The sequence below is a fragment of the Nitrosospira sp. NRS527 genome, assembly GCF_018406445.1.
Lineage (GTDB): Bacteria > Pseudomonadota > Gammaproteobacteria > Burkholderiales > Nitrosomonadaceae > Nitrosospira > Nitrosospira briensis.
This window is the reverse complement of sequence record NZ_AP024515.1, coordinates 2,977,675-2,994,294: the sequence shown is the minus strand read 5'-3', so window position 1 is coordinate 2,994,294 and position 16,620 is coordinate 2,977,675. Positions and strand designations below refer to the sequence as shown.

Below are 16,620 nucleotides of genomic sequence, written 5' to 3'. Positions count from 1 at the left end.
CTTCTCAGCCTGCAATCTTGTGGTGTGCCAAGCCGAGGAACCCTTCGGGTTGTGTATCGACATAGGAAACATGGATGATTTGATCAAGTGGTAAATGCCCGACAATCCTGATTCAATCACAAAACGAACGATTCTATGAGTATCCAGGAATGATAGAAACGACAGCGGGCCGGGAATTTCCCTTGCGGGAGGCGCACAGTCTTGTCCGCGATCTCATGACGCCCAATCCCTGGATTTACTGGGCGGATTTTCTCTTTCATATCTCGTTGGGTTGGGCCGCTTTTTTGGCAGTCCTGTCCATGCCGCTGTTTTCTGCCTGGCAACTTCCACTTTTTATTATCGCTACACTTGCGTTTTATCGTGCAGCTATTTTCATTCACGAACTGGCCCACCTGAAAACGGGAACATTCGGGCTATTCCGCCTGGTGTGGAATGTCACTTGCGGCATACCGTTGCTGATTCCCTCTTTTACCTATGACGGCGTTCACAACGATCATCACAAGCGTGATGTCTATGGCACCGCCAAGGATGGGGAATACGTCCCTTTTGCTACCTTGAGGCCGGTGATCATGGTCGGCTATGTACTGCTCTCATTTATTCTGCCGCTCTTTTTCATCATCCGTTTTTTGGTTCTCACACCGTTATCGTATTTCATCCCCCCGCTGCGTAAACTGGTCTGGGAACGGGCTTCTTCTCTCACCATCGATATGAATTACAAGCGTGAGGAGAATGCGATTCGCAGCGACAAGCACTGGAAGCTTCAGGAGTTTTCCGCTTTTGTATTCATAACAGCGGTGGTTGCCTGTATTGCGCTGGGCGTGCTGACCTACCACTTTCTGGTCTTCTGGTATGTCATTGCAATGTTCATCTTTTTTATAAATTCCTTGCGTACGCTAAGCGCACATGCCTATCGCAATCCCGGCGATCAACCCATGGAATTTCACGAGCAATACCTCGACTCGATAAATGTTCCGGGCAACCTGTTCATTACCGCCTTATGGGCCCCGGTTGGCTTGCGCTATCATGCGACCCACCATCTTTTCATGAGCTTGCCCTACCACAACCTCGGTGAGGCCCAACGACGTCTCGTGAATGGTTTGAGCGACAACACACTTTATCTGAAGACGGTGCGGACCAGCATGTGGGATGCACTGCGGCGGATTTGGGGTGAAGCGTCTGCAAATACCCATGGACGTCAAGCTGACGTAGCCAATTCTGATGCAACGTTTGAGGATAGCGTACGCAGACAAAGAAATGCCTGATAAAGAACCGGGCTGCTGTTGCGCCACGGACAAAAAAACTGAAACTCCAATAAACATGTCAGGCAATGGGCGTTATCATGCCTAAACATATAAGGCCGACAGGAAGCAAGCTACTAAAAATGAATGCATCCGCTCGAAGCAAGCTGACCATACCTGTGCCCGGCAGATTTGCGAAAGCGGCGGCGTATCAAGTAATAGTTCTCCTGCCCAGGTAACAATCTTCGCCCTGTTTTATTCTTGCCGGGGCCATGTCGTGTTTGTTGCGTTTTCGATCCTTGCCTCTAGGCGCGAAGTACTTACGGCCCCGGTCGGCGCGTTGCTCAGGCTGTTCCTCCTGAAATTGATTTGCTGCTGGATTTTCCCATGCTCTTGCTCTGAGTCACCTGCCGGCATGATATCTGAAATAAGCCTTGTGGAAATTGCACTTTAGTACAATGTTATTCAAGGAGATACCGCCGGATGATAGGGAGTTGGAGTACAGTACGGCAGGGCACTTTGCCGATATGAATGATAAACGGAGTGGGAGATAACTGATGAGCCTGGTGGCTGTAGTTGGATTGGGGTATGTAGGGTTACCCTTGGCAGTTGAATTTGGAAAAAAGCGGCGAACCATAGGATATGATCTTTCCAGCAGCAAAGTCGACAGCTACAAGCGCGGCATAGATCCGACCGGCGAAGTTTCCTTTGATAATCTACAAGCGGCATGTCACTTGTCTGTTACTACCGATCCGGCTGAGCTGTCCGAGGCTGATTATATCGTTGTTGCAGTTCCCACCCCGGTAGATCTTGCTCATCAGCCCGATTTTTCGTCGCTCATCGGCGCCAGCGGGGTCGTCGGAAGACATATAAAGCGGGGCGCCATCGTTATTTACGAATCTACGGTTTACCCAGGCGCAACGGAAGAAATCTGCGTTCCGGTTCTCGAAAAGCACTCTGGTATGAAATGGAAAGATGACTTTCACGTCGGCTTCTCTCCCGAACGTATTAATCCTGGCGATAAGCAGCATACGCTTACCAGTATCTTGAAGGTTGTGTCAGGAGATGACCAGGATACGTTGGAGAAAATCGCCGCGCTTTACGAAAGCATAATTACCGCCGGCGTATACCGTGCATCCAGTATCAAGGTGGCCGAAGCCGCTAAAGTGATCGAAAATACGCAGCGTGACTTGAATATCGCATTGATGAATGAGCTAGCCATCATTTTCGATAAGCTGGGAATCGACACCATGGAGGTTCTTCAGGCTGCCGGCACAAAATGGAATTTTCTTCCTTTTCGCCCAGGCCTGGTTGGGGGCCATTGCATTGGTGTCGATCCATATTACCTTACCCACAAGGCTGAAATGATCGGCTATATACCGCAGGTTATTCTGGCTGGCCGCCGTATCAACGACAGTATGGCCAAATTTGTTGCCGAGCAAACCATAAAGCACATCATCAAGGCTGACATTAATGTCAAGGGCGCCCGAGTGAATGTGCTGGGCTTGTCCTTCAAAGAGAACTGCCCCGATCTCAGAAACTCTAAAACTGCCGACTTGATCAGCGAACTCAAGTCTTATGGCATAGAAATTCACATCCATGATCCTGTGGCCGATCCCGAAGAAGCTCGGCATGAATATGGCCTGGAACTTGAGTCATGGGAAAATCTTCCACGCGCTGATGCACTCATTGTTGCCGTCTCGCATCGGCAATTTATGAATAGACCCTTGACCGATTTCCAATCCAAAATTACCGATAATGGTTGCTTTATCGATGTTAAATCCCAGTTTGACCCAGCAGCCCTGCGTGAGGCCGGTTTCAACGTCTGGCGGCTTTGAAGAAAATGAAGAGCACTGAACAAATCTTTCGTGGAGCGCTTATTTGACGACTGAGCTGGTAAAATCGGAAATTATTCACAGATTCTTCAGGAAAGGGCTGATCGAATAATGACAAGATATCAAGACGTGCTTCAGCATTTGAAGAATCACCCATATCACTGGCTGATCACCGGCGTTGCCGGGTTTATCGGGTCCAGTTTACTGGAGACTTTGCTCAAGCTGAATCAAAAGGTAACAGGTCTGGATAACTTTTCGACCGGTCACCGGCATAATCTCGAGCAGATAAGGGAGTTGGTGGGGGAAGAGGCCTGGCTCAATTTCAGCTTTATCGAAGGGGATGTCCGGGATCTGCAAGCATGCAGGGATGCATGCAAAGGCATGGATTATGTGCTGCATGAGGCCGCGCTTGGATCTGTGCCGCGGTCTATTCAAGATCCTATCCGGACAAATGAAAGCAATATTTCCGGATTCCTGAATTTACTGGTGGCCTCACGTGACGCCCAGGTGAAGCGCTTCATTTACGCAGCCTCCAGTTCGACATATGGCGACCATCCTGGTCTGCCCAAGGTGGAGTCGGTAATTGGCCAGCCCCTTTCGCCATATGCCGTTACCAAGTATGTCAACGAGCTCTATGCAGATGTATTCGCGCGCTCCTATGGCATGCAATCCATAGGGTTACGCTATTTTAATGTTTTTGGCCCCAGGCAGGATCCAAACGGAGCTTATGCGGCAGTGATTCCTCAATGGATCGCCGCGCTTATCCGAGGTCAGACTTTATACATTAATGGAGATGGCGAAACCAGCCGGGATTTCTGCTTTATCGAGAACGTCGTTCAAGTCAATCTTCTTGCGGCGCTGGCTGAAAATTCCGAGGCGGTCAATCAGATTTACAATGTGGCAGTTGGCGAGCGTACAAGTCTGAACCAACTCTATGAGATGATTTGCGCGCTACTTGTGGAGAAGTTTCCCGACTTGCGGAACCATAAGCCCACGTACGCGGATTTTCGCAGGGGCGATGTACGACATTCTCAGGCGGACATTTCCAAGGCCAGAAAAATGTTGGGTTTTGAGCCGACTCATCGGATAGATGAAGGGCTTAAGCAAGCCATGGCCTGGTATATCGCCCATCTTGCGCCCGAGGAAGAGGCAACGGGCGAATCGGCTTAGATACACATTTTTATCGTATATTCGGGCTTTTCTCAAAGCTGATCCGTCGCGCCTTTCAATCACCATCCCATTTTCCTGCTTTTATCAACTGATTTTTCAGACCCGGAAGGGGAAAGCCCAGTTCGTATGCTTTCTTTGCATAAGTTTTTGCCTGTTCATAGTTTTTCCTCTGCATATAGAGCAAGCCGAGATTGTAGTTGATGGTAGGGTTTTCTGGCTGGAGCTCAGCCGCTATCTGAAGCTGCTCCGTGGCCTTATCAATTTGCCCTGCTTTCATCAAATAATTGCCATATACCATACGAACCATGCCATCGGTTGGTTTAAACCGCATGGCTCGATCAAAAAAGCATTCAACCGAATATTTGGAGCCGCTCGGCTTTAAGGTTTTCTCCTTTAAGGCAAGTTTACCCATTGCTGCCAATGCGCGATGATGATTCGGAAACAGCAGAAGTGTATAGCTCAAGTCTCCGCCGATGTATCCGGTGTTGCCACTGATCAGTTTCTCGACATTAGGCGTAAAATGATAATCTTCAACGGTTTTCAGATTTCCTCTATAGTCGAGGTTCGTATAATCACCTCCCGCACCTCCTGGTATGACTTCTCCACAATAGGGAGCGGGGGCCGCCTTGAGGTCTGCTGAAATAATCGAGACGACTAATATAACAATGAACGGCATAGCTTTCATAAACGTTCCTTACAATTAGCGTATTTCGGAGGACGCTTCAACAAGCGCAGTACAGTTAAGCGCAGTACAGTTCATCCAGCGCTTTCCGGAAAGGTGTATCAATTATGACTCCTGACTCGCGAGTACGTCAGGTTTTTTCCATTGGCGCACTCGGATGTTCATGCCGAGAAACCGTTCATGTCGAGTAAGGCCCGATCGAAAACAATCGTTAATCTTTCACCACGACTGAATCCAGTCGCTCGTCCCAACGGCTACCTCATCGCGCCATGCGCGCCGCGAAAAAGTATGGTTGGCTTCCGGTAAATTCAGACGCGATACACCTGGTGCCGCCAGCAGTCGCTGCCACTTACGCGAACTTTTAACCAGCTCCAGAAACTCCTGGGCGGTGAGGTCGTCCCCGCTCGTTATTAGCAGTATCTTTCCTTTATAACGACTGAGTGCATCCAGCATTCGTTCCGGCAAGCTGGCGAAATCACAGGATCTATCGCCAGCCTTATCCCTCGTGGCTGCAATTTTTCGACCCGGCAGGGCTTTCTCGACAGTCTTCACAAGAGATTGAGTTGCGTTGGCATAATTAAAACGCCCGCTCCACACCTTGCCCCAGAATTCAGGGTCGAGAATACGAGCGAGATAGTAATGTTTTAGATAGGCTTTTGCAGCACCTTGATCTGTTCTTACCCAGGGATTCAGTAATACCAGGCCAGTTATGCGCCGATCGCGGTGCGCATGGAAAAGCGCAGCTGAGGCAGCATCGCATAAGCCCCAAATCACCAAATTACTGAGCGCGGGCACTTCTTCAAAAAAACGTTCTATCGCACAGTGAAGATCATCTTCCAAATCTTCAAAAGTTCTCGGGGCGCCTTCGCTATCTCCCATTCCCCGGTAATCGAAACGTAGAACAGGTATGCCGAGAGAGGCGAGGTGACGAGCAAGCAATGTGAACTGGCGATGGCTTCCTACCCGATATTGCGGCCCGCCCACAACGATCAGCACACCTCTCGAAGCGGTTCGCTCAGGCAGGCTCAAAATTCCATACATCCATGAATCATTGCACCGAAGAGTGAGCGCGCGTTCCTCGAAATTCATCTGACTTGCTCAGCAAAAATATCGGCTGTCGCCAACACGAGTTCAGGACAGTCCGAGATTTCCTGTGTCGCCCAAAACGGTAAGCAAGGCACAAGCTGCAAATGCAGATCAACACCATTCTGCTTCCATGCGGTGACAACCTTCGTTCCGGCCGCTGTCATGGAACGGCCCGGTTCAGCCACAACCTCGAACCAGTGAACGGGGCATCGTGTTACGAGTAGCTCAGCCGCTTGCAAGATATCGATGGCGGCAGCCATGTCCGGTGCGAGTTCATAGCCGGCTACTTCAAGCGGATTTCCGGCCCTCAAAGAATCGCGCATTGCATTCGTTCCTGTATTTTTTTCTGTACTGGCGTCGCCTAAAAGAATTTCATTGGCGAGCCGAAGGCGCAGAAACCGGGTCAGGAAAGATTCTCCGCTTATTACAGGTTGCCAGAGAATAATCCGGTTAATTGCGTTTTCAGAACTCCTGGCAAAGTCGAGCGCAAGCAGGGCTCCCAGACGGAGGCCCCAGAGGCTGATCGGAGCGGCAACCCTGTTCTCCAGCCAACTCCATGCAGCAGCCAGGTCCCGCTTCCAGATATTCCAGCTTGCATCCCCGAATTCGCCGCTGCTGTCTCCGCATCCGAAAAGATCTATCTGCAACACGCCAAACCCAACTGCGGCAAAAGCTCTGGCCTGCATCGCCGCCATACGGCGCGATTTATTCATTTCATCACCGAAGGGGTGAACATAAATCAGCACGCCCCGGCATTCCCGACTGGCAGGAGGAGCATGGTAAAGGCAAAAACGTTCGCCCGGTTCCACTTTTAAAAAAAAAGGCATGGCAGGGGCGCCAACCAGGGATGAGTTCATTCAGCCAATTTTTGCTCGACAAAGCGCGTCAGTGTGCCAACGGTTTCAAAGGTGCTTGCGGTAATCTCATCATCATCCACAGTGATATCAAAATGCTCTTCCATGGCAGTGATCAGATTAACCACCGCCATGGAGTCCAGTTCGGGAATGCTGCCGAGCAGGGAGGAATCTTCCTTGAGGGAATTTTTTCGTTCCCCAAGGCTTAGTACATCGGACAGAATATTCTTTACTTCTTCGAAATGCTGCATGTTTACTCCATGGTTGATTTATCTTTTCGAGCAGGAAGATGCCTCAAGCCCCTCAGTATGAAGACGAAACTGAGGGAATGAATCGGGGTGGGATGACAAATGAAAGTACGGCGATATGGAGGAGAACGTAATTTGCCACCGGCCGGCACAAAAAAAGAGTGCACTGCCCAGGGACAACGTTCCAAAATGCGCATGGGCATCCAGGGAACCGGAATTGAACACTGAAATGCGGCTACACGACCATAAAACATTATTTTCAGTCAAGATGCGGTTTGCCTGTTCCCATAAGCGCGGAAAAGTCAATCCCAGTCGTAGATCCGGTTCCACATACACATCGAAATCCCAAGCGGCTCGTTCTGCCGGTAACGGTATGTAACGAGCCCGCACTTCATCCTCTTGATAGCTTCCCAGCAATAACCACAGGAAGCCAATAAAGCGTTGCTCCTTCAAAGCGACCAGACATTTGGCGCCTTGCTTGAACCTGGCTTGGATTGCCGCGGCAGGTCTGGGAAATTCCCGGATGATTTCGTCCTGTTCTTGGATCAGCCGGATTTCTATTTTTCTGCCTCTTCCCGGCGGAAGTAAAGCGGTCTTGGCGACTGGTTGGGCGATTAAATAATACCTGTATAGACGAACTTTCCCTCCTGATATCCTCCCCAAAAACTTGCTGAGTACGAAAAGCCCAACATTGAACCAACCCCAGTGCTGTAACATCTGATGAAATTCTTTTTTTCGCCCTGCTATTGAGGTCATCATGCAAAACCGTTGAGTAGCCAAGATATTAAATACGGGTGGCAGTGAAAAACTACGGCATATTAAGACTGGGCTGCTGGCCTGAGCATTTTATAAGCGAAATCCGGAATGAAGCGTCCAGCGCCTTCAATCCGGATTTTTATTCGTAGACTTTGGTAATTCCGCTGCTGCAACCTTTAGCGCGGAAGCGTGTTTTCTGATACCAAATCGTCATGATCCCGGTAGAAAATCATTCCGGTTCTGCTCTGTTTGCCGTTATTTTGTTACTCTTGGTAAAAACGCGTCAATAGTACTATAAGTCATGGAGGGTTAATTCGTAAAAGTAGAAATCGCTTTACTTTTCAATGTATTTTCTTGTACGCTTCAAAAAAATTACCCAGATTGCGGAACAGAACAGCGGCATCATAAACTTAACGTACAGAAAAAGAAAAACAGGGAGGCAACATGAGTATGCATGCGCGGAACAATTTTCAGGTGGCAAATTTTGCATTTTCCGCTCTCCTGGTTACCAGTTCAGCGCCATTCTTCATGGCACCGGCACATGCGGAGACCTCATTCGAACGTTTGTCGTCCCTGTTGGCAGCGACGCCCGAGGGTGGTTGGGTCAAGGCAAGCTCCAACCTCTTTTCTGATGCCTGGCCAGTAGGCGCCGATGCGGTACCGAATAGTTGGCCTGGCGCTATTGTTAATGCCTGGAGTTCTTTCGCCTGGGATTCAACTCATGGAAAGATGATGCTTTGGGGTGGCGGCCATGCGAATTACGTTGGTAATGAGATGTACGTGTGGGATGGCGCGACAGGCGATTGGGGACGTGGTTCTCTGCCAAGCAGAATAGACGCCCATGGGTTTATCGTCGACGGCGCGGCGCCGCAATCCGCGCATACCTACGACAACAACAACTACCTGCCCGTCAATAACATGTTCATTACTTTCGGGGGGGCGGCGCAGAACGGTGGAAATTTCGAGAAGACGGATGGCAAGAATGTGACTCGCGCTGGCCCTTTCCTGTGGGATCCTGATAAGGCGGATCCCAATAAGGTCGGTGGTACGACCGGCTCGGGTTGGAATATGGTCAATGTTGCGCAAGGCGGCAACATGTGGACCGACCGGCAGGGGCAATGGACCGGATCTGAACCGCCTATTTACGTTAACGCCACCACCGCCTACCGTACCGAGAACGGCAAAGACGTGGTCTACGTTACCGCGGACTCGAATGCATCAGGCTTTCCAGTACTCTACCGCTATGAAGTGGGAGATGTGAGGAACGGCGGTAAGGACTCATGGGAAGCTGTTGGCACTACATGGAATTCAGTGGGATACCAGGGCACCGCAACAATTGATACAACGCACAACCTTTACATCCGGACAGCCAATCATATCGGGCCCTATACGGCAGACCTGGCAATATGGGATCTGGACAATTCCAATACAGCCAATCCCAACAATAATGCCGATATTGGAATCAATCTCGTAAACGCCGATGGCAGTGATTTCGTAATGGGTGTTACCTACGGTATTGGTTATGATTCGGCCAATAACATGATTATGCTATGGGATGGAAGTGGCGGCGGCGGAACAGTTTGGGAGGCAAACGTTCTCACCGACGCAGATGGCAACATCGGCTCCAACACGACATGGACAGTTCACGAAATGCAAAGCGCGACGTCAAGTCATCCCCATGGTGATTTTGCTACCGGCGTTCTCGGTAAGTGGCATTATGATCCCACGCTGGGCGCGTTCGTCGCGCTGGACCAGATTGCCCCCGAGAACGGCGGAGCGTGGGATGCCGCTGTGTGGTTATACAAGCCGGTCGCGGGGGTGGTTCCCGAACCGGAAACATATGCGCTTTTACTTGCGGGGCTTGGCATGATTGGATGGTTTGCTCGCAGACGTCAGCACAAGACCGAAGCGCCAGCAAAGCTCGCACTCTCCTCAGTCTCGGTCAGAGGTGCTTGACACGATTTTTTTGGAACGTCACGCCTTGCTCCCGCACGTAACAGGCAATTTGAAATTTTCAACTATTACTGACAGGTTATCCTTTCTCTCTTGATCGGGTGAACTACGCGGAATCGCCTCTTATGAAGGAGATAATTCCGCTCTGTCAAAATATCCTTCTGACCAGTACTGGTTCCAGGCGCCATGCTCGGCCTATTCTCCAACAGATTTCCGCAAATATGTCGTAGATGAGCAAGAATGATGGTCGTCAGCTACATCGGGATCACTCCAACAAATAGTTCTCAGGCGCAACGCTGGAATACGAAGAGGCACGGTTCTCTTTTGTAATCTACCGATGCGCGCGAGATGGACCGAGTAAAGATGAGGTATAGATGAATCTCGCAATAGTAGTTCCATGTTTTAACGAGGAAGAAGTGCTTGGAACCACGATCAGCCACCTCCGGGAACTGCTGAATCGGCTTATAGCCGAGCGACTGGTTGATCCCGAGAGTACGATAACCTTTATAGACGATGGCTCGAAAGACAAAACATGGAACCTGATCGAAAATGTCGCAAGATGTGATAGTTCAATGCATGGCATTAAACTTTCGAGAAATCGCGGGCATCAGAACGCTTTGATCGCCGGGCTCATGACCGTTAGCGGGGACGCGATAATTAGTGTTGACGCAGATCTTCAGGATGATTTATCGGCGATAAGGGAGATGGTGATCAAATATCGGGGAGGTGCTGAGATCGTCTATGGTATCAGGGTGGATCGCAGAACGGATGCGCGATTCAAAAGAATGAGTGCAGAAGGATATTATCGGGTGCTGCGCCTGCTGGGTGTTGATATCGTATTTAACCATGCAGATTATCGCCTGATGGGCTACCACGCGATAGAGGCCTTGAAGCAGTATGGCGAAGCCAATGTATTCTTGCGCGGAATTATTCCCCAGCTTGGTTTCAAAACGGAAAATGTATATTACAGGCGGGCCGAGCGTTTTGCCGGTGAATCAAAATATCCTTTAAAAAAGATGCTTGCCCTGGCGTGGGACGGCCTGACTTCATTCTCATCGCTTCCTCTGCGATGGATTACACTACTGGGATTCACCGTATCCATGTTCAGCTTCGCCATCGGGAGCTGGGCGTTGATAGCGCGTCTTTTCTTTGATGGAAGCGTGCCGGGATGGGCGTCCACTGTGATCCCCATGTATTTTTTAGGCGGAATCCAGCTTTTAAGCCTGGGGATTATAGGAGAATATATTGCCAAGATTTACGCTGAGACGAAACGCAGGCCCCGATACATCATTGAGAAAATGATTTAGCGGCACGACCAACCGATCAGGTAACCCAAATGGATCGCGCAGAGTTCGATAAATTTGCCGAAGAATACAAGTCGCTTCATCGCGAAAATATAGTCGCTTCAGGCGAAAACCCGGAGTACTTCGCGGAGTACAAAATGAAGGACTTGAGAAGAATTGTTCAAGTGGCCCGGGATGTTGAGATTGATGGGTCCTTCCTCGACTTTGGAGCGGGCGTGGGTACTTCAGTGCCTTTCTTCCGCAAGTATTTTCCTTCTGCACACCTTACTTGCCTGGACGTTTCAGAAGCCAGTCTTGAAATTGCGGCTGCAAATTTCGGCAGTATGGCGAAATATATCGCTTTTGACGGGAGGGCGCTTCCGTTCGAAGATAACAGCTTTGATGCCGCTTACGCCTGTTGTGTTTTCCATCATATTTCTCCCGAGGAACATGTTTATTTATTGAGGGAACTGCGGCGCGTTCTGAAGCGGAACGGGATCGTTATGATTTATGAGCATAATCCCCTCAATCCGCTTACCGTTCGGGCGGTCAATTCCTGTCCCTTTGATGAAAATGCCGTGCTGATCAGGGCCAGCACCATGTACAGAAATTTCAGGTCAGCGGGTTTTTCATCTGCGTCGGTGAGCTACCGGGTTTTTTTTCCAAAGCTGCTCAGTTTTATCCGGAGCATCGAGGCCTCGCTGGGGTGGCTACCGCTTGGTGCCCAATATTATGTAACCGCCGCAAAAGGTGACTAGCCTTCCCGTTACGTCGCGTTTTTCGCCAACGGCAGTGGAGAACACACGTGCTTGCAAGCTTACTGCAACCATTACGCTTTATTCTGGTGGGGGTTGCGAATACATTATTCGGTCTATCGGTTATATTTGCTGCAAAAGGCCTCGCAGGACTCGATGACTTCGTCTCTAATCTGCTCGGATACGGTTTTGGATTGCTGCTGAGTTTCTTTTTTAACAGAAAATGGACATTTCGCCACAATGGCGGCATTTATCCCACCGCTGCGCGTTTCCTGCTGGCTTTTCTGCTTGCCTATATTGCAAACTTGATGACGCTTTACGGGTTGCGGGATGGCGCCGGAATAAATTCATATCTTGCACAGACTATAGGCATAGTACCTTATACCGTCGTCTTTTATCTTGGCAGCCGGTACTATGTTTTCACCCCAAATCGTGGGTGAATGTCAGGCTCCGCGACGCTCTGGAACACGCAGGCACTTGATCTCGATAAGCGCATCTCCGAATCTGAGATTCTGGGGTCGGCAAGGCGTCACACTGCCGCCGAATAGATGTGGCGGCAAAAATTCCGCCACGGCAATATACTCGAGAATGAGGGTAAGGATAATATTTTAAGGAAGAAAGAGCGCCGGCCGATCAACTAATCTCAAGATGGTGCTCATGTTGGTGTTTCAGCAGCCGCCCCGATCAACTTTTTCGCTCTTTTTCAAATACGATGAAAGTTGATACCTTACTTGCACGGCTTCAGTCCCTGCTCACGCATCCGTGGTTTACCCCCGTGTGCTTTTCCGTATTTATCGGAACCCGTCTTGCGCTTCTTCTTTTTGTCCCTGTAGAACCAAGTTCCGATGCAATGTGGTATTTCAGCAGGGCTGTCAACATCGTAGAGCATGGCTCATATTCTGAAGGGGGCTTTCCAACCGCTTACTGGCCAGTCGGTTATCCTGCATTTCTTGCGTTCTTGTTTACTTTCACCGGTCCGCATCTCATTGCGGTGCAATTCGCCAATCTGGTTCTGGCGGGATGCACTTTCTGGCTGCTCTTTTACTTTGTGAAAACAGTCTTTAAAAGCAGTTCGACAGCTCGCCTGAGTATTTTTCTGCTCACTCTGTATCCTAATAGTGCAGCCTATGTACCATTGGTGGCTTCCGAAGTGCTCTACACATGCGTGCTCCTATTTGTCAGTCTATTGATGCTAAGCCGTCACTCTGCCTCGGCCATATTGTTATGCGGCATAACGCTGGGCTTAGCCACATTAATAAAAACACAAACGCTGCTACTCGCACCGATCCTCGCCGCGATTGCTTATTCCCGGGGCTGGACTCTGCTCGACCTCAAAGCCGGAGTCATCCGTGCTATAGCGGTTTCAATACTGATGCTGGCTGTAATAGCGCCGTGGACTTTGCGAAACTACCTTGTTTTTGATGAATTTGTTCCTGTCTCGACAAACGGTGGAACATCTCTTTTAGCCGGGAATAATCCATCCGTTGTTGGGGACTATGGGCATGATTACTCTGAAACCGACCCGCTATTCAAGCAAGCCGAGTTCAGCGTTGCCGACCAGGTCGCGGCGGATAAACGCGCTCGAAAGCTCGCCAAGGAGTGGATTCTCGAAAACCCCGGCACGTTTATCGGTATGATGCCCAAGAAATTCTTCCGCTTCTGGGGCATGGATGGCGAAGGGGAGTGGGGCTATCAATCCGGTACCCCCTGGTATGACCAGCATGCCAAATGGTTTCGGTCGGTGCGCGTAATCAATCAGATTTACTATTTTCTCCTGTTGAGCGGCTTCGCAGTAGCGATCTGGAAACTCTTGCGTACGCCGGCAAAGCCTGCCATGTATTACGGTTTGGTAATCGCGATCTATTTCACTCTTATCAGTCTTGTTTTTTCCGGACAGTCGCGTTATCACTTTCCGGTCATGCCATTTGTTATCGCGTATGTCGCCTGGATCGTAAATGAGATGTTGAATTCAAAAAAACGGGTTGCTGCACTTGCTGCACTCCCCGGTGCATGATGGATGTGGGGGAAAATATGGCTGCTTTGGATGTGATAGTGCAAACCTATCGGAAGTCGAGCCGCGTTTCGTGAGGAAATCCGCTCGTCCACCGTAGCTTGATTTGTTTTTTTCGAGGCGTAACATCCAAGACAACCCGAGTACCCTTTACCCTGCGGCAGGATAATGTTAGATGACAAAACAATCCCAGACTACCGATATACTGCCCGATATTACCATCGTCTCTACCATGTATCGATCGCGACCGTTCCTTGAGCGGTTTCTTGCCGAATGCCTGCAAGCTTTATCCGATATAAAATGCGATCACTTTGAGATATTGCTGGTCAATGATGGATCCCCGGACGATTCATTAGCCTATGCGCTGGAACGCAGGACTGACATTTCCCAACTGGCAATAATTGATCTGTCACGCAACTTTGGCCATCATCATGCGATACAAGCCGGATTGCAGCATGCGCAGGGGAAACTGGTCTTCCTCATCGATTGCGACCTGGAAGTATCGCCTTTAATATTGGCTGAGTTTCACCATAAGCTTCGTGAATCGGACTGCGACGTTGTTTTTGGTTACCAGGAAGCGCGCAAGGGCGGACGATTCGAGCAGATAAGTGGAAGCCTGTTCTGGAAGGGATTCAATTTGCTCAGCGATATAAAGATTCCCGAAAATATCCTTACCGAAAGGATCATGTCGCGTCGCTATGTCGAAGCGCTGTTGCAAATGGGCGACCGTAACCTGTTTCTTGGCGGGATGATGAGCTGGACCGGATTCCAGCAGATTGGCCTGCCCATCGTAAAAAAACAGCGCGCTGGCGGCAGTACCTATACGCTCATGCGGCGTATAGGCTTGATGGTTAACGCAGTCAGTTCGTTTTCCGCCCAGCCTCTGGTTTGGCTGTTCAACACCGGGGTAACCATAACCCTGCTAAGTTTCTCCTTCGCGTTCTACCTGATCTTTCGGAAATTATTTTTTGACGACACCCTGCTGGGTTTCACCTCGCTAATGACTGTCATGACGCTTAGTCTTGGTATTTTGACCACGGCGACGGGCATCGTCGGTATATATCTCGGAAAAGTATTCACCCAGGTGCAAAACCGTCCGACGTATATAGTCAGGGATATTTATCGCTGAACATTCACCCTTTTATAACCCTTCATTATTTCGCTCGATTCTTTTCAGTTATCGGAATGCCATGAACCAACAAGAAAAAGATCGTTACTATACAAGACCAGAACTCGAGGGAATGAAATTCAGGAAACTGGGCCAGGATGTGCTTATAAGCCGTGTTTCACGTCTTTACATGCCGGAGTACATCTCGATTGACGATTTTTCCATCGTGGACGATTTCTGTATCCTCTCCGGAAATGTCGAGATTGGTAAGAATGTTCACGTTGCTCATGGCTGTCGAGTTATCGCTGGCCGTGAGGGCATTATCATGGCGGACTTCTCGGGATTGGCATTTGGCGTAACTATATTTGCTCAATCGGACGATTATGGCGGAAACGCGTTAACAAATCCGACCGTACCCATGGAATTTCGCAAGATCTCGAGAGCGCGGGTTGAGATAGGTCGTCATGCCATTGTCGGTGCGGGAAGCATTATTGTTCCCGGTGTAATACTTAGAGAGGGGTCCGCAATCGGTTCGTGTAGCATGGTAACCAAGTCGACTGATCCATGGGCGGTATATTTCGGGACGCCAGCCAAAAAAATAAAAAATAGAAGCCGGGATCTCCTGGAGTTGGAAAGAAGATATTTGGCAGAACGATCCATCAGGAATTAAATGACGGGTTGGCTTCGAAGAACCGGGAGTGGAAACTCGTGTGCAAACCCTTCTCATGAGCTGCTTTGCATCCTTTACGGCAGAAAATTGTGTCCACTGGGTAATGCTTCAGTCCTCTTTACGGCCATTCAGGTTTTCCATCCCGAGGCCGTTAGCCTCGAGAGGAGAGCTTGCGTGACCTATACACTCAAGAACATCTATCGAGAATGACAAAGGAATATCCATGAGCCAGGAAATTGATCAGGATTTAACCGCGTACGACCGAAATTATGTTCTGGATAATAATCTGACCCTGCAGTGGTATCCGCAGCGAGTTGTGGACATGGCGCAGGCTCGAACTGGCAGCATGCTGGAACTGGGTCTGGGGCATGGTTTCTCTACGGAATACTTTGCCAACGCATTCCAGCGTTATCGCGTGCTGGAAGGCTCCCAGGAAATGATCGATCGCTTTCGCGAGCGTTTTGCAACTGAAGGAATCGATATCATCCATGGTTATTTCGAGGACTTCGAGACCGACGAGCGCTTCGATGCTGTCAGCATGGGCTTTATTCTTGAGCATGTGGACGATCCTGCTTTGATTATCCGAAAGTATGCCCGCCTGTTATCCCCGGATGGATCGATATACATTGCTGTCCCCAACGCTGAGTCTTTGCATCGCCGTTTCGGGCACGCCGCGGGCTTGCTCGCCGATATGGGCGCTTTAAGCTCAGCGGATCTCGAGTTCGGCCATAAACGCTATTTCACGCTGGAGTCTTTGCTTGCGATGGTGCAGAGCGAGGGGTTGGAGGTGCGCAAGGTTGAAGGCCTCTTGCTCAAACCGATCACGACACAGCAGATGCTCGATTTGAATCTCAGCGAAGCGATTTTGCAGGCCATGCTCAAAGTAGGCGTCAGTTATCCCGAATTGTGCAATTCGTTATTAATGCGGGCGAGCTGGCCCAGGTAGACGGAATATCCAGCAAATCCCCGCC

At 49.8% G+C, this 16,620-nt stretch carries 16 protein-coding genes; 12 read left to right on the top strand and 4 right to left on the bottom strand.

Annotation, left to right across the window (positions count from 1 at the left end; genetic code table 11):
- The first annotated feature begins 149 nt into the window (after positions 1-149).
- From KJS40_RS13285 to KJS40_RS13275, 3 genes are all read left to right on the top strand, one after another.
- Entirely contained in the window at positions 150-1,262 is a 1,113-nt protein-coding gene (locus KJS40_RS13285; protein WP_213538351.1) for a fatty acid desaturase, read from the top strand.
- Positions 1,263-1,795: 533 nt separating this feature from the next.
- Positions 1,796-3,076 carry a nucleotide sugar dehydrogenase gene (locus KJS40_RS13280; RefSeq protein WP_213538350.1) on the top strand — a complete coding sequence of 427 codons (1,281 nt, stop codon included), beginning with the start codon at positions 1,796-1,798 and terminating at the stop codon, positions 3,074-3,076.
- A 108-nt stretch (positions 3,077-3,184) separates the two neighbouring features.
- Positions 3,185-4,243 (top strand): SDR family oxidoreductase, encoded by a 1,059-nt coding sequence (locus KJS40_RS13275; RefSeq protein WP_213538349.1) that lies wholly within the window; start codon positions 3,185-3,187, stop codon positions 4,241-4,243.
- Between the two features lie 55 nt (positions 4,244-4,298).
- Here KJS40_RS13275 and KJS40_RS13270 read toward each other — a convergent pair whose 3' ends face one another.
- The 4 genes from KJS40_RS13270 to KJS40_RS13255 form a co-directional block, all read right to left on the bottom strand.
- Positions 4,299-4,928 (bottom strand): tetratricopeptide repeat protein, encoded by a 630-nt coding sequence (locus KJS40_RS13270; protein WP_213538348.1) that lies wholly within the window; start codon positions 4,926-4,928, stop codon positions 4,299-4,301.
- Positions 4,929-5,144: 216 nt separating this feature from the next.
- Positions 5,145-5,966 (bottom strand): hydrolase 1, exosortase A system-associated, encoded by an 822-nt coding sequence (locus KJS40_RS13265; protein ID WP_244859612.1) that lies wholly within the window; start codon positions 5,964-5,966, stop codon positions 5,145-5,147.
- Positions 5,967-6,010: 44 nt separating this feature from the next.
- Positions 6,011-6,838, bottom strand: coding sequence for a hydrolase 2, exosortase A system-associated (locus KJS40_RS13260; protein ID WP_244859611.1), 828 nt, complete (start codon positions 6,836-6,838; stop codon positions 6,011-6,013).
- A 26-nt stretch (positions 6,839-6,864) separates the two neighbouring features.
- The gene (locus KJS40_RS13255; RefSeq protein WP_213538345.1) at positions 6,865-7,116 is read right to left on the bottom strand and encodes a phosphopantetheine-binding protein; all 252 of its coding nucleotides are present in this window, start codon (positions 7,114-7,116) and stop codon (positions 6,865-6,867) included.
- Positions 7,117-7,215: 99 nt separating this feature from the next.
- Here KJS40_RS13255 and KJS40_RS15515 point away from each other — a divergent pair, with 99 nt between their 5' ends.
- The 9 genes from KJS40_RS15515 to KJS40_RS13215 all read left to right on the top strand — a co-directional run bounded on the left by KJS40_RS15515 (position 7,216) and on the right by KJS40_RS13215 (position 16,595).
- Entirely contained in the window at positions 7,216-7,341 is a 126-nt protein-coding gene (locus KJS40_RS15515; protein WP_280520237.1) for a hypothetical protein, read from the top strand.
- A 972-nt stretch (positions 7,342-8,313) separates the two neighbouring features.
- Positions 8,314-9,825 (top strand): PEP-CTERM sorting domain-containing protein, encoded by a 1,512-nt coding sequence (locus tag KJS40_RS13250; RefSeq protein ID WP_244859610.1) that lies wholly within the window; start codon positions 8,314-8,316, stop codon positions 9,823-9,825.
- A 371-nt stretch (positions 9,826-10,196) separates the two neighbouring features.
- Positions 10,197-11,129: a glycosyltransferase family 2 protein gene (locus KJS40_RS13245; RefSeq protein WP_025040918.1), complete on the top strand. Its 933-nt coding sequence runs from the start codon at positions 10,197-10,199 to the stop codon at positions 11,127-11,129.
- A 29-nt stretch (positions 11,130-11,158) separates the two neighbouring features.
- Positions 11,159-11,863, top strand: coding sequence for a class I SAM-dependent methyltransferase (locus KJS40_RS13240; RefSeq protein ID WP_213538344.1), 705 nt, complete (start codon positions 11,159-11,161; stop codon positions 11,861-11,863).
- 47 nt (positions 11,864-11,910) lie between these two features.
- Entirely contained in the window at positions 11,911-12,300 is a 390-nt protein-coding gene (locus tag KJS40_RS13235) for a GtrA family protein (RefSeq protein WP_025040916.1), read from the top strand.
- Positions 12,301-12,572: 272 nt separating this feature from the next.
- Entirely contained in the window at positions 12,573-13,874 is a 1,302-nt protein-coding gene (locus KJS40_RS13230; protein WP_213538343.1) for a glycosyltransferase family 39 protein, read from the top strand.
- Between the two features lie 172 nt (positions 13,875-14,046).
- Positions 14,047-15,000 (top strand): glycosyltransferase family 2 protein, encoded by a 954-nt coding sequence (locus KJS40_RS13225; RefSeq protein WP_244859609.1) that lies wholly within the window; start codon positions 14,047-14,049, stop codon positions 14,998-15,000.
- Between the two features lie 61 nt (positions 15,001-15,061).
- Complete coding sequence (locus KJS40_RS13220; RefSeq protein WP_213538342.1) at positions 15,062-15,649, top strand: acyltransferase; 588 nt, start codon at positions 15,062-15,064, stop codon at positions 15,647-15,649.
- 223 nt (positions 15,650-15,872) lie between these two features.
- Positions 15,873-16,595 carry a class I SAM-dependent methyltransferase gene (locus tag KJS40_RS13215; RefSeq protein WP_090457924.1) on the top strand — a complete coding sequence of 241 codons (723 nt, stop codon included), beginning with the start codon at positions 15,873-15,875 and terminating at the stop codon, positions 16,593-16,595.
- The last annotated feature ends 25 nt before the right edge of the window (positions 16,596-16,620 follow it).

Excerpts from the sequence above, each read along its gene's own strand:
- KJS40_RS13250 (WP_244859610.1), top strand. The coding sequence starts at position 8,314 with ATGAGTATGCATGCGCGGAACAATTTTCAGGTGGCAAATTTTGCATTT.
- KJS40_RS13285 (WP_213538351.1), top strand. The coding sequence starts at position 150 with ATGATAGAAACGACAGCGGGCCGGGAATTTCCCTTGCGGGAGGCGCAC.
- KJS40_RS13245 (WP_025040918.1), top strand. The coding sequence starts at position 10,197 with ATGAATCTCGCAATAGTAGTTCCATGTTTTAACGAGGAAGAAGTGCTT.
- KJS40_RS13255 (WP_213538345.1), bottom strand. The coding sequence starts at position 7,116 with ATGCAGCATTTCGAAGAAGTAAAGAATATTCTGTCCGATGTACTAAGC.
- KJS40_RS13265 (WP_244859612.1), bottom strand. The coding sequence starts at position 5,966 with ATGTATGGAATTTTGAGCCTGCCTGAGCGAACCGCTTCGAGAGGTGTG.
- KJS40_RS13225 (WP_244859609.1), top strand. The coding sequence starts at position 14,047 with ATGACAAAACAATCCCAGACTACCGATATACTGCCCGATATTACCATC.
- KJS40_RS13280 (WP_213538350.1), top strand. The coding sequence starts at position 1,796 with ATGAGCCTGGTGGCTGTAGTTGGATTGGGGTATGTAGGGTTACCCTTG.
- KJS40_RS13275 (WP_213538349.1), top strand. The coding sequence starts at position 3,185 with ATGACAAGATATCAAGACGTGCTTCAGCATTTGAAGAATCACCCATAT.
- KJS40_RS13220 (WP_213538342.1), top strand. The coding sequence starts at position 15,062 with ATGAACCAACAAGAAAAAGATCGTTACTATACAAGACCAGAACTCGAG.
- KJS40_RS13230 (WP_213538343.1), top strand. The coding sequence starts at position 12,573 with ATGAAAGTTGATACCTTACTTGCACGGCTTCAGTCCCTGCTCACGCAT.
- KJS40_RS13215 (WP_090457924.1), top strand. The coding sequence starts at position 15,873 with ATGAGCCAGGAAATTGATCAGGATTTAACCGCGTACGACCGAAATTAT.
- KJS40_RS13270 (WP_213538348.1), bottom strand. The coding sequence starts at position 4,928 with ATGAAAGCTATGCCGTTCATTGTTATATTAGTCGTCTCGATTATTTCA.
- KJS40_RS13240 (WP_213538344.1), top strand. The coding sequence starts at position 11,159 with ATGGATCGCGCAGAGTTCGATAAATTTGCCGAAGAATACAAGTCGCTT.
- KJS40_RS15515 (WP_280520237.1), top strand. The coding sequence starts at position 7,216 with ATGAAAGTACGGCGATATGGAGGAGAACGTAATTTGCCACCGGCCGGC.
- KJS40_RS13260 (WP_244859611.1), bottom strand. The coding sequence starts at position 6,838 with ATGCCTTTTTTTTTAAAAGTGGAACCGGGCGAACGTTTTTGCCTTTAC.